The organism is Nonomuraea sp. NPDC059007, from assembly GCF_042740555.1.
In the GTDB taxonomy this organism is placed as follows: Bacteria; Actinomycetota; Actinomycetes; order Streptosporangiales; family Streptosporangiaceae; genus Nonomuraea.
In genome coordinates this window covers 171,352-193,305 of the sequence record NZ_JBHYJD010000013.1, presented here as the reverse complement: position 1 = coordinate 193,305, position 21,954 = coordinate 171,352, and the positions used below count along the sequence as shown (strand labels likewise).

Annotated in this window: 18 protein-coding genes and 2 pseudogenes; 7 read left to right on the top strand and 13 right to left on the bottom strand. The window is 72.8% G+C overall.

Annotated features, from left to right (window positions below; all coding sequences use genetic code 11):
- Positions 1–100: 100 nt before the first annotated feature.
- The 3 genes from ACFWY5_RS23265 to ACFWY5_RS23255 are packed head-to-tail and all read left to right on the top strand — an operon-like array spanning position 101 to position 3,436.
- Positions 101–1,417 carry an MFS transporter gene (locus ACFWY5_RS23265; protein ID WP_379616672.1) on the top strand — a complete coding sequence of 439 codons (1,317 nt, stop codon included), beginning with the start codon at positions 101–103 and terminating at the stop codon, positions 1,415–1,417.
- 10 nt (positions 1,418–1,427) lie between these two features.
- A complete protein-coding gene (locus ACFWY5_RS23260) occupies positions 1,428–2,093 on the top strand; it encodes a response regulator transcription factor (RefSeq protein WP_379616670.1) in 666 nt (221 codons plus the stop codon).
- Entirely contained in the window at positions 2,090–3,436 is a 1,347-nt protein-coding gene (locus tag ACFWY5_RS23255) for a sensor histidine kinase (RefSeq protein ID WP_379634207.1), read from the top strand. The genes ACFWY5_RS23260 and ACFWY5_RS23255 overlap by 4 nt, the downstream gene beginning before the upstream one ends.
- On the opposite strand, the gene ACFWY5_RS23250 is transcribed toward ACFWY5_RS23255, so the two are convergent.
- Both ACFWY5_RS23250 and ACFWY5_RS23245 read right to left on the bottom strand, forming a co-directional pair.
- Positions 3,415–4,956: a carboxylesterase/lipase family protein gene (locus tag ACFWY5_RS23250; RefSeq protein ID WP_379634205.1), complete on the bottom strand. Its 1,542-nt coding sequence runs from the start codon at positions 4,954–4,956 to the stop codon at positions 3,415–3,417. The two genes, ACFWY5_RS23255 and ACFWY5_RS23250, sit on opposite strands and share 22 nt — an antisense overlap.
- Entirely contained in the window at positions 4,953–5,162 is a 210-nt protein-coding gene (locus ACFWY5_RS23245; protein ID WP_379616664.1) for a hypothetical protein, read from the bottom strand. The genes ACFWY5_RS23250 and ACFWY5_RS23245 overlap by 4 nt, the downstream gene beginning before the upstream one ends.
- Positions 5,163–5,264: 102 nt before the next feature.
- Between ACFWY5_RS23245 and ACFWY5_RS23240 the strand changes: the two genes are divergently transcribed.
- Positions 5,265–5,861: a TetR/AcrR family transcriptional regulator gene (locus ACFWY5_RS23240; protein WP_379634203.1), complete on the top strand. Its 597-nt coding sequence runs from the start codon at positions 5,265–5,267 to the stop codon at positions 5,859–5,861.
- Here ACFWY5_RS23240 and ACFWY5_RS23235 read toward each other — a convergent pair.
- Complete coding sequence (locus tag ACFWY5_RS23235; RefSeq protein WP_379616660.1) at positions 5,858–6,763, bottom strand: TAXI family TRAP transporter solute-binding subunit; 906 nt, start codon at positions 6,761–6,763, stop codon at positions 5,858–5,860. The genes ACFWY5_RS23240 and ACFWY5_RS23235 overlap by 4 nt on opposite strands.
- A 26-nt stretch (positions 6,764–6,789) precedes the next feature.
- On the opposite strand from ACFWY5_RS23235, the gene ACFWY5_RS23230 reads away from it, so the two are divergent.
- A complete protein-coding gene (locus ACFWY5_RS23230) occupies positions 6,790–7,584 on the top strand; it encodes a Mut7-C RNAse domain-containing protein (RefSeq protein ID WP_379616658.1) in 795 nt (264 codons plus the stop codon).
- Here ACFWY5_RS23230 and ACFWY5_RS23225 read toward each other — a convergent pair.
- Entirely contained in the window at positions 7,540–11,070 is a 3,531-nt protein-coding gene (locus ACFWY5_RS23225; protein ID WP_379634201.1) for a protein kinase, read from the bottom strand. The genes ACFWY5_RS23230 and ACFWY5_RS23225 overlap by 45 nt on opposite strands.
- Before the next feature lie 58 nt (positions 11,071–11,128).
- On the opposite strand from ACFWY5_RS23225, the gene ACFWY5_RS23220 reads away from it, so the two are divergent.
- Entirely contained in the window at positions 11,129–13,678 is a 2,550-nt protein-coding gene (locus ACFWY5_RS23220) for a BTAD domain-containing putative transcriptional regulator (protein ID WP_379634199.1), read from the top strand.
- A gap of 89 nt (positions 13,679–13,767) precedes the next feature.
- Entirely contained in the window at positions 13,768–15,312 is a 1,545-nt protein-coding gene (locus ACFWY5_RS23215) for an endonuclease/exonuclease/phosphatase family protein (RefSeq protein ID WP_379634197.1), read from the top strand.
- Between the two features lie 40 nt (positions 15,313–15,352).
- On the opposite strand, the gene ACFWY5_RS23210 is transcribed toward ACFWY5_RS23215, so the two are convergent.
- The 9 genes and pseudogenes from ACFWY5_RS23210 to ACFWY5_RS23170 form a co-directional block, all read right to left on the bottom strand.
- The gene (locus ACFWY5_RS23210; RefSeq protein ID WP_379634195.1) at positions 15,353–15,838 is read right to left on the bottom strand and encodes a hypothetical protein; all 486 of its coding nucleotides are present in this window, start codon (positions 15,836–15,838) and stop codon (positions 15,353–15,355) included.
- A gap of 51 nt (positions 15,839–15,889) precedes the next feature.
- A complete protein-coding gene (gene era / locus ACFWY5_RS23205) occupies positions 15,890–16,798 on the bottom strand; it encodes a GTPase Era (protein ID WP_379616648.1) in 909 nt (302 codons plus the stop codon).
- An 18-nt stretch (positions 16,799–16,816) separates the two neighbouring features.
- Positions 16,817–17,296, bottom strand: a complete 480-nt coding sequence (locus tag ACFWY5_RS23200; RefSeq protein WP_379616646.1) for an NUDIX domain-containing protein — start codon at positions 17,294–17,296, stop codon at positions 16,817–16,819.
- Between the two features lies 1 nt (position 17,297).
- Positions 17,298–17,615, bottom strand: coding sequence for a cytidine deaminase (locus tag ACFWY5_RS23195; RefSeq protein ID WP_379616644.1), 318 nt, complete (start codon positions 17,613–17,615; stop codon positions 17,298–17,300).
- A gap of 11 nt (positions 17,616–17,626) precedes the next feature.
- Positions 17,627–18,259, bottom strand: a complete 633-nt coding sequence (locus ACFWY5_RS23190) for a hypothetical protein (RefSeq protein ID WP_379634193.1) — start codon at positions 18,257–18,259, stop codon at positions 17,627–17,629.
- Between the two features lie 585 nt (positions 18,260–18,844).
- Complete coding sequence (locus ACFWY5_RS23185) at positions 18,845–20,134, bottom strand: hemolysin family protein (protein ID WP_379616640.1); 1,290 nt, start codon at positions 20,132–20,134, stop codon at positions 18,845–18,847.
- Positions 20,131–20,607 carry an rRNA maturation RNase YbeY gene (gene ybeY, locus ACFWY5_RS23180; protein WP_379616637.1) on the bottom strand — a complete coding sequence of 159 codons (477 nt, stop codon included), beginning with the start codon at positions 20,605–20,607 and terminating at the stop codon, positions 20,131–20,133. The genes ACFWY5_RS23185 and ybeY overlap by 4 nt, the downstream gene beginning before the upstream one ends.
- A gap of 46 nt (positions 20,608–20,653) precedes the next feature.
- Positions 20,654–20,989: pseudogene (locus ACFWY5_RS23175) on the bottom strand (PhoH family protein); the annotation flags it as partial.
- A 261-nt stretch (positions 20,990–21,250) separates the two neighbouring features.
- Positions 21,251–21,499: pseudogene (locus tag ACFWY5_RS23170) on the bottom strand (LAGLIDADG family homing endonuclease); the annotation flags it as partial.
- Between the last annotated feature and the right edge of the window lie 455 nt (positions 21,500–21,954).

Below are 21,954 nucleotides of genomic sequence, written 5' to 3'. Positions count from 1 at the left end.
GATGTTAAGCGCAGGTTAGATATGCGCCCGCTCCCCTTGGCAGAAGAACCTTCGGCGGAGAGGCTCTGGCCAGCACAGACGCCCCCCTGGAGGTATCCCGTTGAGCAAGGCACGCATGCCGTGGAAGAACGTCATCGGCGGTTCCGTCGGCAACCTCGTCGAGTGGTATGACTGGTTCGTCTACGCGAGCTTCGCCACCTACTTCGCGGCGTCCTTCTTCCCCAAGGGCGATTCCACCGCCCAGTTGCTGAACACCTTCGGCATCTTCGCCGTCGGCTTCTTCATGCGCCCGATCGGCGGCTGGCTGCTCGGGCGCTACGCCGACCGCAAGGGCCGCAAGGCCGCCATGACCATGACGGTCACGCTGATGTCGGCCAGCGCCCTGCTGATCGCGATCGCGCCCACGTACGACACGATCGGCGGCGCCGCCGCGGTGGTCCTGCTCGTGGCCCGGCTGCTGCAGGGCATCTCGGTCGGCGGCGAGTACGCGGCCAGCGCCACCTTCCTGACCGAGGCCACCCCGCCCGGCCGGCGCGGCTTCGCCTCCAGCTTCCAGTACGTCTCGATGACCGCCGGCCAGCTCGTCGGGCTCGGCCTGCAGATCATCCTGCAGAACTCCATGACCGAGGAGGCCCTGAAGTCCTGGGGCTGGCGCATCCCGTTCATCATCGGCGCCCTGGCCGCCGCGGTCGTGTTCTACCTGCGGCGCAGCCTGATGGAGACGGAGGCCTACGGCGAGGAGTCCGCCGGCGCGCACGACGCCAAGGACCGCGGCACGCTCAAGGCGCTCTTCACCCACAAGAAGGAATTTCTGCTGGTCATCGCCCTGACCATGGGCGGTACCGTCGCGTACTACACCTACACGACCTACCTGACCACGTACCTGTCCAACACCGCCGGGCTGTCGAAGGCGACCGCCTCGACCGTGAGCTTCTGCGCGCTGTTCATCTTCATGTGCGTCCAGCCCGCGGCCGGAGCGCTGTCGGACCGGATCGGACGGCGGCCGCTGCTGATCACCTTCGGCGTCGGCTCGACACTCGGCACCGTGCCGCTCATGTACGCGCTGTCGTCGGTCAGCGGCTTCTGGAGCGCGCTGCTGCTCTCGCTCGTCGGCCTGCTCATCATCACCGGCTACACCTCGATCAACGCGGTGGTGAAGGCCGAGCTGTTCCCGACCAACATCCGGGCGCTCGGGGTGGCGCTGCCGTACGCGATCGCCAACGCCCTGTTCGGCGGCACCGCCCAGTACGTGGCGCTGTGGTTCAAGGGCGCGGGCATGGAGCCCGGCTTCTACTGGTACGTGGCCGGGTGCGCCGCCGTCTCCCTCGTCGTGTACTTCAGCATGCGCGAGACCCGCGACGCCGCCCTGACACGCAGTGAGCGCGGCGTGGCCGAGGCGGTTCCCGAGCGCGTCTAACCTGGTCGGCATGCGAGTTCTCCTGGTCGAGGACGACGACCGGCTCGCGGCGGCACTCACCACGGCACTGTCGCGGCACGGGCACGAGGTCGTCCGTGCCGCGCTGGCCGTGGACGCCCTCCGCCTGGCGGGGGGCGTCGACTTCGTCCTGCTGGACCTCACGCTGCCCGACATGGACGGGCTCGACGTGCTGCGCCGGTTGCGCCGCAGCTCCGCCGTACCACTGATCGTGGTGACGGCGCGGGTCGAGGAGCGCGAGGTGCTGCGCGGGCTGCGCTCCGGCGCCGACGACTACCTCGTCAAGCCGTTCCGCACGGCGGAGCTGATGGCGCGCATGGAGGCCGTGCTGCGCCGCGGCACCCGCCCGCTGCCAGTGCGCGACGAGGTCGTGACCGTCGGGGACGTGCGGATCGACCTGGACGCCCGGCAGGTGCACGTGGCGGGCGCGCAGATCACGCTGACCCGGCGCGAGTTCGACGTGCTGGCGCTGCTGGCCCGCAGTCCCGGCGTGGTGCGCAGCCGCGAGGAGATCCTCGACGAGGTCTGGGGCGACCCGCTGCTGTCGGCCTCCCGCTCGCTCGACGTGCACGTGGCGGGCCTGCGCGCCAAAACGGGCCGGCCCGGCCTGGTCGAGACCCTGCGCGGCACCGGCTACCGCCTGGGTTCGACGGCGTGAACTCCCGGCTGGTGGTGACCTTCACCACGCTGATCGTCTTTCTCATCGCGGCGCTGGCCGTACCGCTGGGGCTCTTCTACTCCTCGCACCGCACCAACCGGCTGCTGCTCGACCGCCGCGCGGACGCCACCCGCTTCGCCGAGCTGGCCGACCAGTCGGCGCGCGACGCCGACCACTCCGCGCTGAGCGCGGAGATCGAGCGTTACAGCGAGCTGTACGGCGCGGCCGTCCGCGTGCTCGGCCGCGACAGGAAGGTGCTGGCCGAGGCCGGGCGGATGACCGCCGACACCGGCGCGGCGACCAGGCTGGCCCTGTCCGGCCGCACCACCGAGGAGCTGCCGGCCATCGGCCCGCTCGGCCCGCGGACGGTGCTGCTGGCCGAGCCGGCGGGTCGCGACGCCCAGTTGTCCGGTGTGGTGCTCCTGCAGGCCCGCACCGACAACGCCCGCACGGACGTCACGCTCGTTTGGGGCGCTCTGGCGGCCGGCGCCCTGATCGCGCTGGCCTACTCGGTGCTGGCGGCGCGCCGCCTCGCCCGCTGGATCCTGCGCCCGGTCACCGAGCTCGACCGCACCACGCGGGCGATCGCCGAGGGCCAGCTCGACGCCCGCGCCCACCCGGGCAACGGCCCGTCGGAGCTGCGCCGCCTGGAGGAGCGCTTCAACGCCATGGCCGACGCCGTCTCCGGCGCGCTGGAGCGCCAGCGGGCGTTCGTGGCCGACGCCTCGCACGAGCTGCGTACCCCGCTGACCGTGCTGTCGCTGCGGTTGGAGAACCTGGAGCCGCACCTGCGTGAGGAGGGCTCGGCCGAGTACGAGGAGACGCTGGCCGAGCTCGACCGCCTGGCGCTGCTGGTCGAGGACCTGCTGGCGCTGGCCAAGGTCGAGGCGGGCGCGGTCACGGCCACCGCGCAGACCGCCCTCGCGCCGCGCCTGGCGGGCTGGCGCGAGGTCTACACCGCGCGCGGCCTGACCCTGGAGGTCGCGATCCCGGCGGAGGCGGAGGTTCCCGAGCCGGTGGCCCGCATCGCCGACATCGCGCTGGACAACGCCCAGAAGTTCGTCCCCTCCGGCGGCAAGGTCGAGGTGACCCTCGGCGACGGCGTGCTCCGGGTCGCCGACGACGGCCCCGGGCTCGGCGAGGACGAGCGGGCCGAGGCGCAGGGCCGGTTCTGGCGCTCCGGCTCCCACGCCAACGTGCCGGGCAGCGGCCTGGGCCTGGCCATCGCCGCCGAACTGGCCAGGGCGTGCGGGGCGGCGCTCAGCCTGCTGCCCGCCTGCCCGCACGGCCTGGTCGTCGAGATTCGCCTGGGCTCGGGCGCTCAGAACCAGAGCCCGCAGTGATGCCCGCCCTTCATGTCGTACGGCCGCGCCGCCCTCTGCGTCAGCTCCAGCGCCCGATCCGTCCCGTCGAGACGCGGCCAGCGCGGGCTGCCGCCCCCGTTCGGATCCCCGGTCCGGACGAACCGCGTCCAGTAGCCCACCACCCGCTCGGCCAGCGCCCGCTGCCCGGCCTTCTTGCCCGGCGCGTCCACGAAGTCGAACAGGGCGAACGTCTCGGCCCCGTGCGCGGTGACCTCGCCCATGTGCGGGGGCAGCGGTCCGGCGACCGCGGGCGCGGTGGGGTCGGTGAACAGGTAGGCGTAGGTGGGGGCCTTGCGCGCGTGCAGGCGCCCCGACTTCCAGGTGGGGCAGATCCAGTCGCGGTCGCTGAACACCCTGCTCACCGCCGCGGCGGCGGAGGGGTGGTCACTTCGTGGGTAGCGCCGCCCGACGCGGGCGGCGTCCGCGCCGAAGGCCTTCTTCAGCATGGCCGGGTAGTCACGCTCGCCGATGCCGTCCGGGTAGGCCCAGAGCGTGAACTCGGCGTGCTCGTCGCGCGTGTTGCCCTGCAGGAGCGGGACGTCCGCCTCCTTCCCGGCGGCGAAGACCTTGGCGGGCTCGCGCGGGACGAACGGCGTGCCGTACGACAGGAGCGGGAAGCCGCCCGTGTGGGGCAGCAGTTCGCCCGCCTTCTTGCCGCGCAGGCAGGCCACGTCCGCGCAGGACATCCGCTCGGCCAGCGCGCGCCCGTTCCGCTGGACGGTGCCGAGCGGGTGCCAGGAGGACGTCTGCCCCAGGCCAGGCCCGAGCGCGCCGGCCGGATGGCTCATCAGGCATGATCCGCTCTCGACGACGGCCTGCCTGAACAGGCCCCTGGCGGGCGGTGAGGTCATGAGCGTGCAGACGCTCATCGCCCCGGCCGAGGCTCCGGCGAGCGTCACCTTGCCCGGATCGCCGCCGAAGCGGGAGATGTTGGCCTTCACCCAGTTCAGGGCGGCCACCTGGTCCTGCAGGCCGAAGTTGGTCTCGCGGCCGAGCTCGGGGTGGGCGAAGAAGCCGAAGACGCCCAGGCGGTAGTTGACCGTGACGACCACGATGTCGCCGGTCCTGACCAGGCGGGTGGGGTCGTAGATGGACCCCGCGCCGCTGAGGAAGCCTCCGCCGGGCACCCATACCATGACCGGGCGGTTCGCGCCCGGCCGCGCGGGGGCGGTCACCTCGACGGTCAGGCAGTCCTCGCTGGTCGGTGTGCCCTTGGGCATGTCGGGCGCCTCCAGCTGCATGCAGGCGGGGCCCGGCCTGGTCGCGTCGCGCACGCCCTTCCACGCCGGCGCCGGCTGGGGCGCCCGCCAGCGCCGGTCGCCAACGGGCGGGGCGGCGTAGGGCAGGTCGCGGAACCTGCGGACGCCGCCGTCCTCGGCTCCGCGCACCTCGCCCTGGGCCGTCCGCACGACCGGCCCCTTCACCCCGGCGGCGGGTATGGCCGCGCCGCATCCCGTCAGCGCTGCCGCCACGACCAGGACGGACAGGATCTTCCTCACTTGCCCTTCCCCTTCCGCGCGGCCCACGCCGCCGAGAGCCCGCCGGCGACGACGGCGATCGCGTAGCAGAACATCCACGGACCGAACCCGCCGGGCAGCCACTGCAGGAACCCGCCGTCGGCGTGGTCGGCCAGCAGCCTGATGGCTCCCTGCGCGCCCACGACCAGCAGGAGGACCCCGATCACCTGAACTGCCGTGTACTTCACTGCGAAACCTCCGAATTTTTGTGGTTCGATCGCACCATAATCCGTTTTGGTACGATCGCACCACAAACCAAAGTCGAAGCTCGCCCTACCAAGGACGGACGCATGCCCCGCCACGCCGACCACGACCAGCGCCGCCGCCAGATCGCCGAGGCCGTGTGGCGGCTGGCCGTCAAGGGCGGGCTGGAGCACGTCACCCTGCGGCAGGTCGCCGGCGAGGCCGGGGTGTCGGCCCGGCTTCTGCAGTACTACTTCGGCACCCGCGACCAGCTCCTGCTCGGCGCGCTGGAGATCCTCAACACGGTCTCCGGCGAGAGCGCGCGGCGGCGGCTGGAGCGGATCAGCGAGAAGCCCGACCCGCGCACGATCGTGCGCGGGGTGCTCATGGAGTTGCTGCCGCTGGACGCCGAACGCCGGGAGCGGCACCTGGTGTTCGTCGCGTACTTCGTGCACATGCTCGCCGACCCGGCCCTGGCCGCGACGGTCCGCGAGACGCCGCCGGGTCTGCAGCGGCTGCTCGTCGACATGCTCGGCCAGGGGCGCGAGCAGGGGCAGGTGGGGCCGGAGGTGGACATCCCGGCGGAGGCCGCGTTCCTGCTGGCCGGGGCCGAGGGGCTCCAGGCCGGTGTGCTGCTCGGCCAGCACACGCCCGAACAGGCCGTGGCCCTGATCGACCACCAGCTCGGGCGGATCTTCCGCTAGCCGTACACCGAGCGGTAGTAGCGGGCGGCGCCGGGGTGGAGGGGGACGGCGCCGGTGCCGATGGCGTAGCGGCGGTCGAGGCGGCCGCCCGGGGCGTCGGGGGCCTGGAGGCGGTCGCGGCTGGCGAACAGGGTCGCGGTCAGCTCCCTGGCCAGCTCCACGTCCAGGTCGCGGCGGCAGACCAGGTAGCTGGGCGTGCCGACCGTGGCCACCGGCTCGGCGGCGCCGTACACGCCGGCCGGGAACGCGGCGTGCTCGTACAGCGGGCCGTGCGCGCGGCGCAGGATCGGCACCAGCGTGTCCAGCGCGAGCAGCCGCACGTCGTCGAGCACGGCCAGCGCGGGCGTGGGCACGCCGCCCGACCAGAAGAAGGCGTCGACCCTGCCGTCGCGCAGCGCCTTGATCGACGCGTCCAGCCCGAGCTTGAGCGGGCGGGTGCCGGTCAGCCCCGCCGCCCGCAGCACCCGCTCGGCGGTGACGGCGGTGCCCGACCCCTCGGCGCCGAGCGAGACCGACCGTCCGGCCAGGTCCCGCGGCGCCATGACCGCCGAGCCCGCGCGCACGACCAGGTGCACGTAGTTCATGTACATGCGGGCCAGCGCGGCCACCGGCTGCCGGCGCACGCGCACCGCGTGGTCGGCGCTGTCGGCCAGCGCGAACGCGGCGTCGGCCCGGCCGTCGCTGAGCATCTCCAGGTTCTCGACGCTGGCGGCGGTCTTGAGCACGCCGACCTCGAAGCCGACCCGCCGCAGCTCCGCCGCGAACCGATCCCCCAGTTGCTCGTACGGCCCGCCCGCCGACCCCGTGGCCAGCCGGATCCGCCCGCCTTCCCACTCCCCCGCGGCGCAGCCCGCCAACGCGAGCCCGGCGAGGGCGAGGAGGGAACGGCGCGGCAGACTCACCCCACCAAGGTATCCGCACCGCCGAAATGGGGGTGATCCCCCGCCGGCCCGCGTGGCATCCTGACCGTGTGGACGAGACGGACATACGCCTGCGCATCGCCCCCGAACTGCGGCTCTTCCTGCCCGCGAGCCGCCGCCAGGAGTGGCAGCGGGCGCAGGCGGACCGCACGTCCACGCTCGGCCACGTGGTGGAGTCCCTGGGCATCCCGCTGACCGAAGTGGGCCCGATGACGGTGGCCGGCACCGGCGTGGGCCCCGCCTACCAGCCGTGCGGCGGCGACGTCGTGGACGTGGCCCCGGTCCCCAGGCCCCAGCCGTTGTCGGCGGAGCCGCGCTTCCTCCTGGACGTCCACCTGGGCACCCTGGCCAGGCGGCTGCGGCTGCTCGGCATCGACACCGCGTACCACAACGACATGGACGACCCCGCGCTGGTGGTCCAGGCCAACGCCGAGCGCCGGGTGCTGCTCACCCAGGACCGCGGCCTGCTGCGCCGCCGGGCGCTGTGGCTGGGCGCGTACGTGCGGGGCGCCAAGGCCGACCTCCAGCTCGGCGACCTCCTGGACCGCTTCGCCCCGACGCTGCGCCCCTGGACGCGGTGCACCGCCTGCAACGGCGTGCTGGCCGAGGTGCCGAAGAGCGAGGTGGCGAACACGCTGCGCGATGGCACCCGGCGCAGCTACGACGCGTACGGCCGGTGCCGCGAGTGCGGCCAGGTGTACTGGCGCGGCGCCCACAGCGACCACCTGGAGAAGATCGTCACGCGTGCGCAGGACGCCCTAACCGGTATCGGCGCACACGCGGAACGGTTCCGCCTCCGGTAGGTAGTGGCTCCATTCCTGGCTGGTGAGCGGTCTTCCCGCGGCCTGGCAGGCGGCCCGTGCGAGGCGTACCGGATCGAGCGGGTGGGTGCGCAGCACTCCTTCGGGCGTCGCGCCGAGGAGTGTCCTGCCGTCCTCGGCGAAGGCGATCGCCGCGCCCTCCATGAATCCGTACTCCGTCATGCCGTCGAAGACGGTCCCGAGTGCCTGCCGCGTCCGGATGTCCCACAGCCTGATCTGGTCGCCGAAGCCGTAGGCGGCGAGCATCGTGCCGTCGCGCGACCAGGCCAGCCCCGTGGCCTCGAACCCCGGCGGCACGGGCAGGTCGTCGATCCTGGCCGTCAGCCGGGCGTCCCAGAGCACGAGGCGGCCCGTCGTCCAGACGGCCAGGTACCGGCCGTCCGGGCTGAAGGCGTAGACCTGCAGCGACGTGCCGAGCATTCTGGGACGGGCCAGCCGCGTCCCCTTGAGCGGGTCGATCAGTGCCGTGGCGGTCATCAGGACGCGCCCGTCGGGACGCCAGGCGGTCACGCCGCCGCTCTCGACGTCCGTGGCGAGCGAGGAGCCGGTTCGGAGGTCGCGCAGTTCGAGAGGCAGCGCCCCGTCGATCCCGCCGGTGGCGATGGCGAGGATCCGCCCGTCGGGGCTGAACTCCAGGCCGTCGACCGAGCTCGCCTTGGGATTCGCGGGCCGGAAGGAGGTGAGCCTCGTCCCCGTGCCCGTGTCGATCAGCATCACGCCGTCGTCCGTGCCCACGGCCAGCCGGCGGCCCGTGGGGTCGAAGGCCAGCTTGCCCTGCAGTGTGGGGTCGCCCCAGGCGATGGGGACGCCCACCGGGCGTGCGCGTGCCACGTCCCACAGCCGCACCTCGCCGCGCGCGAAGGTGGCGAGCAGGCGGCCGCCCGGCGCGAACTCGGCGGTGCCCAGCGAGTCTCCGCCGACGACGGGCTTGTCGAGGAGGGTGGCCAGGCTGACCGTGTGGATCACACCACCGCTCATCACCAGGCGGATGGCCCGGTCGCCCGGGTCGAGCCGGACGGACTGCAGGTCGGCGGAGGTCTCCATGCGCAGGATCTGCTGATTGTCCGAGCGCCGCTGCACCATGATGTCGCCCAGAAGATCCCAGTGGACGATCAGCTCGTCGCCGAACCCGAAGGTGAGGGCACGCGCCACCTCGCCGGGGAACACGCTGCGGCGCGTGGCGCCCGACTCGACGTCCCGCACCTTGAGCCAGCGCTCTTCACCCTTCGCCGCCTCCTCCGCGTACGCGAGCGACCGCCCGTCCTTGCTGATCTCGACGGTTTCGACACCACGCGTCAGCGGCAGTCCCGGCAGGTCGATCCGCCGGTTCGCGCGCAGGTCCCAGAGCTCGACCCGGCCACGCCTCGGTGTCACCACCCCGCGGGCGCCCTGGTCGTCGACGGCGGACAGGTCCGCCCGCAGCGCCTTCCTGTCCTTCACCGTCCACCAGCGCCGCCCGCCGTCGGCGTCGGGGACGGCCAGCAGCCGCTCGCCGGCCTCGAAGGCCAGCTCGCCGGGGTCGGTGGCCTCCAGGCCCGTCGCGAACGCGCCGCCGATCGGCCGGCCGGACGCGAGATCCCACAGCCGCACCGCACGATCGTCCTGGAGCGCCAGGATCTTCCCGTCGGCCGTGACCGCGGCCCGCCCCGCCGCCCCGACGCCGGTGAACTGCCTGAGCTGACGGTGCGCCCGCACGTCCCACAACCGCGCCTGCCCGTTCTGCACCGCGACGAGCAGACGCCCGTCGCGGCTCGTGGCGTACACCACGTCGGAGGCGGCGTCGGGGTCGGTGAAGGTGTCGGTGAACCGCTGCGAGCGCGAGTCGATCAGCGCGGCCCTGGTCTCCGGGATGCCGGGATCCAGCCGGTACGCCGCCACGCTCAGCAGCACGGCCAGCTTCGGGTCGTTCACCCGCAGCCCGGCGGCGCGCAGGGCCAGCGCGCGGGCGGTGGCGGCGTCGCGCTGGGCCGTGACCTCCGTCCTGCGGTACTCGGCCAGGGCCAGCCCGCCCAGGGCCAGCACGAGCAGGACGGCCATCGCGCCGGCCAGCATCGCGCGCAGCCGTACCTGGCGGCGGGAGCGGGCGGTGGCGGCGTCCAGGAACTCGCGTTCCAGCCGCACCAGCGTGAGGTCCCTGCGCTCGGCCGCCGCCCAGCGCAGGGTGCGGTCCAGGTGGGAGCCGTGCAGGAGGTCGGCGGGTTTCCTGCCGTGGCCGTCCCAGAAGCGCGCCGCCTCGGCCAGCCGGCGCTGCACGGGCAGGCCGTCGCGGTTGTCGGCCACCCATTCCCGCAGTCTGGGCCAGGCCTGCACCAGGCCGGGCCTGGCCAGCGCGTACGTGCCCTCGCCTGGCACGGACACCAGCCCGGACGCGGTGAACAGCGCCAGCAGCCCGTCGACCGCCTCCTCCTCGGGCAGTTCGGCGCGGGTGACCTCCCTGACGCTCTCGCCGTCGGCCATGCGCAGGAACACCTCGGGGGCGGCGGCGCGTTCGCGTTCCGACAGCTCGCCGTACAGCTCCTCGGCGACCGCGCCGAGGCCGGGCTCGGCGGCGGGCCCGCCCAGCGTGGCGGCGAGCGCGCCCCCACGGGCGAGCGGCGCGTCCGCGTCACCCGCGCCCGCATCACCCCCGTCCGTGTCGCCCCCGTCCGGGTCACCCTCGCCCGGGTCGCTTTCGTCCGGGTCGCTTTCGTCCGGCAGTCCCAGCAGTGCCAGCAGTACGGCCCGCGCCCGCGGCCGCCGCCCCGGTTCCTGGGCCAGCGCCGCGGCCACCAGCGGCCCGAGCGGCTCAGACAGGCCTTCCACGTCGGCCCGGAACCCGAGCACCTCCGACACCACCGCGACCGGATCGCCCGTCTCGATCGCGTCCACCCCGCGCGCCGCGAACAGCACGACCAGCCCCCACGACCACAGATCGGCCGCCGCGCCCGCCCCCCGCCCGGTGAACAGCTCGGGCGCCATGTAGGTCGGCGTCCCCATCACCGGCCCGGTCGTGGTGGGCCCGTCCTCCCGCGCCACCCCGAAGTCGATCACCCGCGGCCCGTCCGGCCCCAGGATGATGTTGTCCGGCTTGAGGTCGCGGTGCACGACGCCGGCCCGGTGGATGGCGGCCAGCGCGGTCGCCACGCCGACGGCCAGCCGGTGCAGCCCCTCCCCCTCGTACGGCCCGGCCTCCGCGACCACCTCCCGCAAGGTCCGCCCCGGCACGAACTCGCTGACGATGTACGGCACGCCGAGATCCACCTCGACCACCCGGGCGGTGCAGAAGGCCGCCACCCGCCGCGCCGCGTCCGCCTCCTTGCCCAGCCGCCGCCGGGACTCGGGCGAGTCGGCGCGCGGTACCTTGATGGCGACCCGCTCCCCGCCGGGCCCATAGGCGTCGTAGACCACCCCCTGCCCGCCCGCGCCGAGCCGGCCCGCCAGCCAGTAGCCGCCGAGACGGTGTGGGTCAGAAGGAGTAAGCGCCGCCATCAGATATGAAATTCTGTGCCCATAAAAGATCACAGACGCCTGGATTGCGGGAAATAGCGTGGAATTTCGGATCATGGGGCCGCTGGAGGTGCGCCACGGCGGGGAGGACCGCACCCCCACCGCGCCCAAGCACCGCGACCTGCTGACCATGTTCGTGCTGAACGCCCGCCGCCCGCTGAGCGTCGGACGGCTGCGCGAGCTGTTATGGCCACGCGAGGGCGGCGACCGCTCCGACTCGCTGGTCCGCGGCTACATCGGCCACCTGCGCCAGCTCCTCGGCAAGGACGTGATCACCACTGTCTCCGGCACCTACACGCTCGCCGTGGAGGAGGAGCAGCTAGACGTCAACCGGTTCAGGAGCCTGGTCGAGCAGGGCGGCTACGACGAGGCGCTGACGCTGTGGCGCGGCCCGGCGCTGGAGGACGTCGACCCCGACGGCTCGCGCTGGCTGGAGACCGGCCGGCTGCGCGCGGAACTGGAGGAGCTGCGCCTGCTGGCCATCGAGCGCAGGAACCAGCGGGCCCTCGACGCCGGCCGGCACCGCGACATCCTGGCCGAACTGCGCGGCCTGGTCGCCAGGCACCCGCTCTGGCAGCGATTTCGCGGGCAGTACATGCTGGCCCTCTACCGCAGCGGCCGGCGCGTGGACGCCCTGGCCGCCTACGCCGCGCTGCGCGAGGAGCTCGACGGCGGCCACGCCATCGAGCCCGACCCCGATCTGCAACTGCTCTACCACCGCATGCTCCACGACGACGTCTCCCTGCACGTCTCCGCCGGGCCGCCGGTGCTGCTGCCGCGCGACGTGGCCGACTTCACCGGCCGGGGCGAACTGCTGGAAGAGGTGGTCGGGGACCAGGTGGTCGTCCATGGCCAGGCGGGGACGGGCAAGTCGGCGCTGGCCGTACACGCGGCATGGCAGCAGCGCGCGAGCTTCCCCGACGGCATCCTCTACGCCGACCTGCGCGAGAACGGCGACCCCGCCGCGGTGCTCGAGGACTTCCTGCGCTGGCTCGGCTGCCCCGCCCAGGCCGTCCCCGACTCGCGGGAAGGCCGCGAGCGGCTGCTGCGCGCCTACGCGGCCGGCCGCCGCCTGCTGGTCCTGCTCGACAACGCCGCCGACGAGGAGCAGGTACGCCCGCTGCTGACCTCCTCCCCCACGGTCATCACCAGCCGGTCGGCCCTCGCCGGTCTGCCCGGCGCCAGGCGGCTGCCGGTCGGCGTGCTCGGCCCCGAGGAGTCGCTGGAACTGCTGAGCAGGAGCTCGGGCCGCGAGCCCGGCGAGGCGCTGGTCCGCCTGGCCCGGTTCTGCGGCGGCCTGCCGATCGCGCTGCGCGTGGCCGGCTCACGGCTGGCCGCCCGACCGGCCTGGACCGCCGACTACCTGGTCGGCCTGCTGGAGAACGAGCACCGGCGGCTCGACGGCCTGCACGCCGGCGACCAGACCGTGCGCAGCGCGTTCGCCATCGGCTACGACGGCCTGCCGGAGGCGGCCGGGCGCACGCTGCGCGGGCTCGGCGCGCTGTCGGCGCCCGACGTGGGCGACTGGGTGACCGAGGTCTTCGGCGGCCAGGCCGAGGCGCTGGTCGAGGCGGGCCTGCTGGAGGCGTACACGGTGGACGTGGCCGGGCAGGTCCGCTACCGCACGCACGAGCTGGTCCGGTTGTTCGCCCGCGAGCAACCAGACCCGCCGGGGCTGTCCGCGCTGGCCACGCTGGTGCTGGCCCGGGTGCGGGTCTCCCGCTTCCCCCTGGTCTCCGGCGATCCCGCCGCCGCCTTCGCCACCCGCGAGATCAAGGAGTCGGTGCAGTGGCTGGCCGCCGAGCGCGGCTTCCTCGTCGCCCTGACCGGCGACCTGTGGCGGGCCGGGCTCGACGCCGACTGCTGGCGGCTCGCGCACCTGCTGACGCCGTTCCTGGAGCGCCATCGTCACCTCGACGACTGGCGTACCGTCCTGGCCCACGCCCTGCCCGCCGCCCAGGCGACCGGCGAACCCCGGGCCGAGGCCCTGATCCTGCGCGACGAGGGCGACCTGCTCCTCGCCGAACACCGCTGGCAGGAGGCGCACGAACGCCTGCGCCTGGCCCTGGGCCTGTTCCACCGCGCGGGCTCCGTGCGCGACGCCCACCACACCCGCCGCCGCCTGGGCCGCGCCCACCTGGAGCTGGGCCGCCCGCAGGACGCGGAACGCCTGCTGACCACCTGCCTGGAGGCGGCCACGGGCGAGCGCGAGCGCGCCGACACCCTGCTCGTCCTCGGCGAGGTGCTGCGCCGCGCGGGCCGCCCGGAGGAGGCCGCCGTACACCTGAGCGCCGCCGCCGAACACCTCGCCGCCCTCGGCGACCGCCACCGCCACACCGACGCCCTGCTCGCCCTGTCCTCGGTACGGCTGGCGCGACACGACGTCCCGTCCGCCCGCGACGCCGCCGAACAGGCCAGGAGCATCGCCCTGCGGCTCGGCGACCGCCTGCTCGACGCCGCGGCGCTGACGGCCCTGGCCGAGGTCAACACCGCCGAGGGCGCCACCGGCCGCGCGGCCGAGCTGACCGCCCAGGCCCGCGACATACTCAAGGAGCTTGTCCAGACAGGTGCTCCACTTGTCCACCCTTGACCAGGGTGGATACTAGTCAGACTGCGTACATCTGGGCTTTACTTTGCCAGTGGATGCTCTCTTCGGACAGCCAGCCACTAGGAGCCCCGATGCGTCTACTCCCCCTGTTAGCCGCCGCCCTCCTCGCCATGACCGCCGTGACCGTTCCCGCCCGCGCCGCCGCCCCCGACGGCACACTCGCCCTCGAATCGAACGCCGTGCGGGCCGGCGACCCGATCAGGCTCTCCTACTCCACACCGCGCCCGCACGCCCAGAACTGGGTCGGCCTCTACACCGAACCCGGCAACGGCCCCGTCGCCGAGCAGTTCGTGGGCCCGTCGCTCAAGTGGGTCTACACCCCCGACGCCAACGGCACCGCCTCCCTGCCCACACAGGGACTGGAGCCCGGCGACTACGTCGTCTACTACCTCGCCCAGGACGGCTACGCCTGGCTGGCCCAGCCCGCCCGGCTCAGGCTCGTCAGCTCCGCCGCCCCGCACTTCGTCACCTCGCCCTTCACGCTGCGCAACGGGCGGGCCGGCACGCCGTACGGTGCGAGCGTCACAGGACTGGTGAAAGGCGACACGAGCGGACTGACCTTCACCAAGAAGGCGGGCGCGGCGTGGATCGCCGTCGCCGCCGACGGCCGCGTCAGCGGCACCCCCACCGCGGCCGGAACCTCCGCGCTCACCGTCGAGGCGCGCAACGCGGCGGGACAGACGAGCACGGCCTCGGTCTCGATCCGGGTACGCGGCGCGAGCGAGACGCTGGTGCCCCGGCTGAAGGCGATGAGCTGGAACCTGTGGCACGGCGGCAGCCAGGTCTCCGGCGGCCGGGAGAAGCAGCTGCGCTTCCTGCTGGACCGCGACGTTGACGTGGTCGGCCTGCAGGAGACGTCCTCGACCTCGGCGCGGGAGCTCGCCCAGGCGCTCGGCTGGGACCACTTCCAGGCCGGCGCCGATCTGGGCATCATCAGCCGCTACCCGATCACCGCGCGCGGCCCGCTGCCCTCGCAGTCCGGGCTGGCCGGCATATACGCGCGCGTCCGCCTCGACGAGCGCACCGGCCGCGAGCTGGTCCTGTGGAACGCCCACCTCGGCTACACCCCTTACGGCCCCTACGACGCCTGCTTCTCCAACCGCACCACCCAGCAGTTGCTCACCCGGGAGGCGGACTCCGGCCGCACCGGCCAGATCCAGGCGATCATCCAGGCCATGGGCGGCCACCTGCAGGCCGCCGGGACCCACCCCGTGCTCCTGACCGGCGACTTCAACGCCCCCTCGCACCTCGACTACACCGCCGCGGCGGCGCCGTCCCACTGCGGGCGCTCCGGCATCCCGTGGCCGACCTCGAAGCTCCCCGAGCAGGCGGGACTCAAGGACTCCTACCGCGTCGCCCGCCCCAACCCGGTCACCGCGCCCGGCAACACGTGGTCGCCCGTCTACAAGACCTTCACCGGCGGGTACGGCTACGACCACCGCATCGGCGACCCCGAGCCGCAGGACCGCATCGACTTCGTCCACTACGCCGGCGGGCTGAGCGTCGAGTCCTCCGACGCGGTCGTCGCCGGGACCCCGGCCCCCCACCCCGGCCACGGCGGCAACGAGTGGACCTCCGACCACGCCGCCGTCCTGACCACGTTCACGCTCACCTGACCGACGGGGGACGGCGGGCAACCCCGCCGTCCCACCCCGCTCAGCCGCGACGTGGGAGCAGGGAGAGCACGGCGAAGACCACGACGGCCAGCGCGCTGCCCAGGGCGGCGAACCACCCGTACTGCAGCACCGGCTCGATCGCCAGGAATCCGCCCAGGTCAACCGAGATCCGGTCCCCCGCGTCCCGCGGGCCGGCCACGAAGAGCACGAGGACGGCCGCCGCCACCCCGCCGGGGATCGCCGCCAGCCCGGCCCACGGCCGGCGTCCCGTCATCAGCCCGGCCAGGCCGAACCCGCCCGCGACCAGCCCGGCGATCAGGGTGTAGACGCCGAAGCCGTCGTCGATGCCGCGTACGGTCCTGACGACGCCCGCGCCGATCAGGTCGCTGCGCGCCGAGAGCCCAGCCCAGGGCAGGATCGCGCAGACCACCAGCAACGCCCCGGCCGCGACGACGGCGAGCGCGTAGCCCCTGCGTGCCTTGCGTTCCGGCCTGCCCGACACCCGCGGCGAAAGGTAGTCGCCCACCCGATCACCATAAGCCCGCCCGGCGTCGCGCACCACAACCCCGCCGGTGGCTCAGTCGAAGAAGCCCAGCCTGCGCAGCTGCTTCGGGTCGCGCTGCCAGTCCTTGGCGACGCTGATGCGCAGGTCGAGGTAGACGCGGGTGCCGAGCAGCGCCTCGATCTGCTTGCGGGCCCTGGTGCCCACGTCGCGCAGCCGTTCCCCCTTGTGCCCGATGATGATGGCCTTCTGCGAGGGACGCTCGACGAACAGGTGCGCGTAGATGTCGAGCAGGTCGTCGCGGCCCTCGCGGGGCAGCATCTCGTCGACCACGACGGCGATCGAGTGGGGCAGCTCGTCGCGTACCCCTTCCAGCGCCGCCTCCCTGATCAGCTCGCCGACCAGGACCTGCTCGGGCTCGTCGGTGAGGCGGCCGTCCTCGTACAGGGGCGGCGACTCGGGCATGTGCCGGACGAGCACGTCGGCCAGCGCGCCGAGGTTGTCGCCGGAGGTCGCGGAGACCGGGACGATGTCGGCGAACTCCCCCAGCTCCGAGACGGCCAGCAACTGCTCGGCGATCTGCTCCTTGGAGGCCAGGTCGCACTTGGTGACCACGGCCACGACGGGCGTCTTCTTCACCGCGGCGAGCTTCTCGGCGATGAAGCGGTCGCCCTTGCCGATCGCGTCACCGGCGGGCACGCAGAAGCCGATGACGTCCACCTCGGTCAGCGTGGACAGCACCAGGCTGTCGAGGCGCTCGCCGAGCAGGGTGCGCGGGCGGTGCAGGCCCGGCGTGTCGACGATGATCAACTGGGCGTCGGGCCGGTGGACGATGCCCCGGATGACGCGCCGGGTGGTCTGCGGCTTGGACGAGGTGATGGCCACCTTGGTACCGACCAGGGCGTTCATCAGCGTGGACTTGCCGACGTTCGGCCTCCCCACGAAGCAGGCGAAACCGGCGCGATGGTTGTCTGGCGAAGTCACATACTCGATTGTGGCCCATCAGCCACCGTGCTGCCGCCACCAGGCGTACACGTCGGGCAGCACGTGCGGCGACCACGAGGTCATGTCGAGCGCGGCGAGATCCCCGGGAAGGGCCCAGGTGAAGTCGTTGATCTCCTCACCGTCGGGGGTGGGCGTGGCGGCTCCGGTGAGCACGCAGGCGTAGGCGGCGATGACGTAGGCGACCTCGTGGCCGTTGGGGTAGTGGGTGCGGAAGTCCGGCCCGCCGTACACGCCGATCAGGCCGCGCACCGAGGCCTCCACGGACAGTTCCTCGCGCAGCTCGCGCACGACGGCGTCCTGCGGCCGCTCGTCGGGGTCGATGCCGCCGCCGGGCGTCGCCCACTTCCCGACGTCGCCGTGCCGCGCGAGCAGCAGCCGCCCCTCCGCGTCGAACACACACGCCGTCACCGAGGGCAGCACCAGCAAGCGCCCGCCCACCGCGGCCCTGAGCTCGGCCAGGAACGGCGACATCGCCATGTCAGTCCCTCAACCGGCCGTCGGGACCGGCCACGAGCAGCCTGCCGCCCAGCTCGCCGACCACCGCGGCGTCCGCCTCGCTCGGGCCCTCGCCCTCGGTGACCAGCGCGGCGGCCTCCAGGGTCCGCGCGCCGCTGGAGATCGCCATGGCCGCGGCGACCTGCACGGCGGAGAGCGTGAGCGCGTCGAGCGCGACGTTGGTGGCGGAGTAGGTGCGTCCGGTCTCATCGCGTACGGCGGCGCCTTCCCGCGAGCCGTTGCGCGCCCTGGCCGACCGGGCCAGCGTGATGATCTTGCTGTCTTCGGGATCGAGAGTCACGGAAGACTAGGTTAGGCCCTGGCCATCCCGAGCACCGACTGCGCCAGTTGCTCCGTGCGTTTAGGATCGACCCGCTTGAGCCCGGTGTGCACCAGCGACACCAGCGTGTCGCCCTCGCGCACGAGCAACACGTTCAGCGCGTACGGATACCCGTTGAGCCGCCCCGCCAGCTCCGCCGCCACCGCCTCGTCACCCACGCCGCCGACCGGCAGCGTACGCAGCCGCAGGTCGGTCCCGGCACCGGCGTTGACCGCATGGCACTCCCGCAGCGCCTTGCCGAGGTCGTCGATGTGCCACTCGGCCTCCGCCCCCGCGTACCGTGCCAGCGCCACCCCGGCCGTCTCCCCCAGCGCGTTGCCGGGATAGCTGGCCGCCGCCTGCGCGGTGAGCGCCCGCCGCGGCGCCTTCCCCGCCACCGGATCGAGTACGGCACGGCAGTTCCGGTCACGGGCGGCGAACGGCACCTTCCACGCCTCCTGCGGCCGTGGCGAGAATCCGTCGGGCAGCTTGGGATCCTTGTTCAGGATCTCCTTGAGCCGCTCCTGCGCCCGCATGTCGAGCTGCGCGTCGACGGCGCCGCCCCCGCACGCGGTCAGCCCCGCCATCAGCAACGCGCCGACGATGATCCACACTCCGCGTTCCATGTTCCCCCCGGAGGGCGATCTCCCCAGAACGCGAAAGCGGCAATCCACCGGAGAAGCCAACAACCAGTCAGATGCCTATGGAAACGCTTAAGGGTGCTCTCGCCCGTTTTATCGGACGAGAACACCCTTTACGCCGAGCAACGTCGCGATCTGCTGACCGAGACGTTGCCGTCCCCCCAGGGGCTACCTCGCGCCGCGAACCCCACCCGGCGTCCGGATCGCCCCTCTTCGACACCCACCGCACTGGGCGTCTGTGACTAGATTGCGCTACCTCGCTTGCATTTCGCTTGTAGAACACTTAATACGACTTTGTACGACTCCTCATGGCCCCCCACCTGCGAAAACGCACCGGACCCGCACCCCACCGAGACGGCAACCCCGCCCCTCGGCACCCCAACCCTGTCCCGGGCAAACCCCTGCCGCGCCGAGCCGCCACAGCGTCAAAGGCAGCGGCCCACGAAGGCGGCCCACACACCCGGCAGGCCCACCCCGCCGGGCAGGCGCCGCCCAGGCGAGCGTTCCCGAGGCGGGCGCTGCCCCGGGCGCAGACGGGCGGGCTCGACGGCAGTGCTTGAGAGGGCGGGGTCAGTCCTGTTCGGCGGAGGCCGGGATGGGTTCGTCGGAGTCGGGGCGGGTGCGGCGTACCACCACCGTGCTGATGCGGTTGCGGCGCCCGGCCAGGCTCTCGGCGGTCAGCTCCAGCCCCGCCACCCGCGCGTGCGACCCCGCGATGGGAACCCGCCCCAGCGCGTGCGCCAGCAGTCCGCCCACCGTCTCGACGTCGTCCACCTCGATCTCGGTGTCGAACAGCTCGCCCAGCTCGTCCACCGGCATCCGCGCCGTCACCCGCATCGCGCCGTCGGGCATGGCCTCGACCCTGGGCGCCTCCTGGTCGTACTCGTCGGTGATCTCGCCGACGATCTCCTCCAGGACGTCCTCGATGGTGACCAGCCCGGCGGTCCCGCCGTACTCGTCGATGACGATGGCCAGGTGGATCTGGCGCGCCTGCATCTCACGGAGCAGCTGGTCGATCGGCTTGCTCTCCGGCACGTACGTGGCCGGCCGCATGATGGACTCGACCTTCTCCGTGCCCTCGCCGCTCTCGTGCACACGCCGGGTGATGTCCTTGAGGTACGCGATGCCGATCACGTCGTCCTCGTTCTCCCCCACGACCGGGATGCGCGAGAACCCGCTGCGCAGGTGGAGCGAGAGCGCCTGGTCGAGCGTCTTGCCGCGTTCGATGAACACCATGTCGGTACGCGGCACCATGACCTCGCGCACCAGCGTGTCACCCAGCTCGAAGACCGAGTGGATCATCTCCCGCTCGTCCGGCTCGATGACCCGCCGCTCCTCGGCCAGGTCGACCAGGTCGCGCAGCTCCGCCTCGGAGGTGAACGGGCCCTCGCGGAAGCCCTTGCCGGGCGTGAGCGCGTTGCCGAGCAGGATGAGCAGCTTGGGCAGCGGACCGAAGATCTTGGTGAGGCCGTAGACGACGGGAGCACTGGCCAGCGCGATCGGCTCCGCGTGCTGACGGCCCAGCGTACGGGGAGAGACTCCGACGATCACGTAGCTGACCACGATCATGACGGCGGCGGCGCTCACGTACGCCCAGCCCTGATCGCCCTGAACGTCGATGAACAGCAACGTCACGATCACCGTGGCGACCAGCTCGCAGCTCAGCCTGAGCAGGAGCAGCAGGTTGAGCGAGCCGGACGGGTCGGTGACGATGTCCTGCAGGCGCTTGGAGCCTCTCCTGCCCTCGCGCACGAACTCCTCCGCCCGCACCCGGGAGATGCGGGTCAGCGCCGTCTCCGCACTGGCGATCAGGCCGGCGATCACCACGAGGAGGATGGCCAGAGGCAACCAGGCGTTCACCGCGGGGAGCGCACCTCTTTCCACGACGCGAGAAGCTGGGCCTGCAGCCCGAACATCTCCTTGTGCTCCTCAGGCTCGGCGTGGTCGTAGCCGAGCAGGTGGAGGATGCCGTGGGTGCACAGCAGCTCCAGCTCGTCGGCGGCGCTGTGGCCGGCCTCGGCGGCCTGCCTGGCCGCGACGGGCGGGCACAGCACGACGTCGCCGAGCAGGCCGGGCTCCGCCGGGCCCTCGGAGTCGCCGCGGGCGCCGCCGCCCGGACGCAGTTCGTCCATCGGGAAGGCGAGCACGTCGGTGGGACCCGGCTCGCCCATCCACTTCTCGTGGAGGTCGGCCATGGTGTTCTCGTCGACGATGAGCAGGGACAGCTCGGCGAGCGGGTGGATGCCCATCTCGCCGAGCACGTGGGTGGCGAGGGCGACGAGCGTCTCCTCGGCGACCTCGTCACCCGACTCGTTGTTGATCTCGATGCTCACGCGCCCTCCTTCGCCGGGCGCGCGAGCGCGAGATCCGGTAGCTCTCTCATCGCCTGGGCCCCCGCTGCTGCTGCTTGACCGACTTCAGCTCCTGCTGCTTCAGCACGTCGTAGCGGCCGTAGGCGTCGACGATGTCGCTGACGAGCCGGTGGCGCACCACGTCGACGCTGGTCAGCGTCGCGAAGTGGATGTCGCGGATGTCCGAGAGGATGCCCTGCACGACGCGCAGGCCGCTCTCGGTGCCGGAGGGGAGGTCGACCTGCGTGACGTCGCCCGTCACCACGATCTTGGAGCCGAAGCCCAGCCGGGTGAGGAACATCTTCATCTGCTCGGGCGAGGTGTTCTGCGCCTCGTCGAGGATGATGAAGGCGTCATTGAGCGTGTTGTGCGTCAGGAGGAAGTCCTCGGTGACGTACAGGGAGTCCTCCGCCGCCACCTGGATGCACACGCACTCCGCGGTGCCCGCCGGTTCGATGCGGTCCACGAACCTCATCGGCCGCCCGCCTCCGGCGGCGGCGTAGGCGTCGGCCTTCCTGCCGAGCCGGAAAGGCTCAACGCCTTCCGGCAACCGCAGGTCGAGCACGTAGGTGTCGCTGCGGTGACGCACCTCCCGCCCTCTGGCGTGACCCGGAGCACGCCCCTGCGCAGGACGCTCCCGCCAGTAGGCGACGCCGCCGAGCGACTGCGCGAGGAAGACCAGGTTGTCCCGCAGCCGCGGCGATGTCGTGCTGAACTGGATGCGGCACGACCTGCCCCGCTGCAGAACCGGCCCGCCGTCGGAATCGAGCAGGCCTTGAAGCACGGCCAGCCTTACCTCCGCGGAGTTGTACAGGTACGGATCGGGCACGAACTTCGTGCCGGAACGCGTGCCCGCCAAGCCCAGACTCCGCATGACGGCGGTGACCGGATTGGCCGTGGTCACCCGATCGCCCGCCGTCGCGACCCGGTTGAGAACGTAGTCGGGCCCGCTCTTCCGCCGTACGACCACGCCGGGCAAGGCGCCTTCCAGCGCCTGTGCGAGTTCAGCGTCGGCGGTCGAGAAGGACGGCGTCGTGGAGCCCGTGACGCATCCGTCGCCCAAGATCAGGCCCAGGGCATACGGATCCATGGGCACCGGCTGCTCGGGGAAGCTGACCGGCGCACCCAGCATGGGCAGTTCCCACTTGCGGTGGTGAGCCGTCCGGAGGTCGCCGACCATCTCCTTGGTCTCCAGCACCCTGTACGGCTTGCCGCGCCGGGCGTCGTCGCGCGTGCGGACGGCCCAGAGATGGTCTTCCGAGGCCAGGACGGAAGCCCCGTCCTGGCTGAAGAGGCGGTAGATCCGCTTCTCGCCCTGTGGATAGACGC

Bases quoted from the DNA above. Each gene is read 5' to 3' on its own strand.
- ACFWY5_RS23260 (WP_379616670.1), top strand. From the start codon at position 1,428: ATGCGAGTTCTCCTGGTCGAGGACGACGACCGGCTCGCGGCGGCACTC.
- ACFWY5_RS23240 (WP_379634203.1), top strand. From the start codon at position 5,265: ATGCCCCGCCACGCCGACCACGACCAGCGCCGCCGCCAGATCGCCGAG.
- ACFWY5_RS23230 (WP_379616658.1), top strand. From the start codon at position 6,790: ATGGGGGTGATCCCCCGCCGGCCCGCGTGGCATCCTGACCGTGTGGAC.
- ACFWY5_RS23225 (WP_379634201.1), bottom strand. From the start codon at position 11,070: ATGGCGGCGCTTACTCCTTCTGACCCACACCGTCTCGGCGGCTACTGG.
- ACFWY5_RS23215 (WP_379634197.1), top strand. From the start codon at position 13,768: ATGCGTCTACTCCCCCTGTTAGCCGCCGCCCTCCTCGCCATGACCGCC.
- ACFWY5_RS23200 (WP_379616646.1), bottom strand. From the start codon at position 17,296: ATGGCGATGTCGCCGTTCCTGGCCGAGCTCAGGGCCGCGGTGGGCGGG.
- ACFWY5_RS23190 (WP_379634193.1), bottom strand. From the start codon at position 18,259: ATGGAACGCGGAGTGTGGATCATCGTCGGCGCGTTGCTGATGGCGGGG.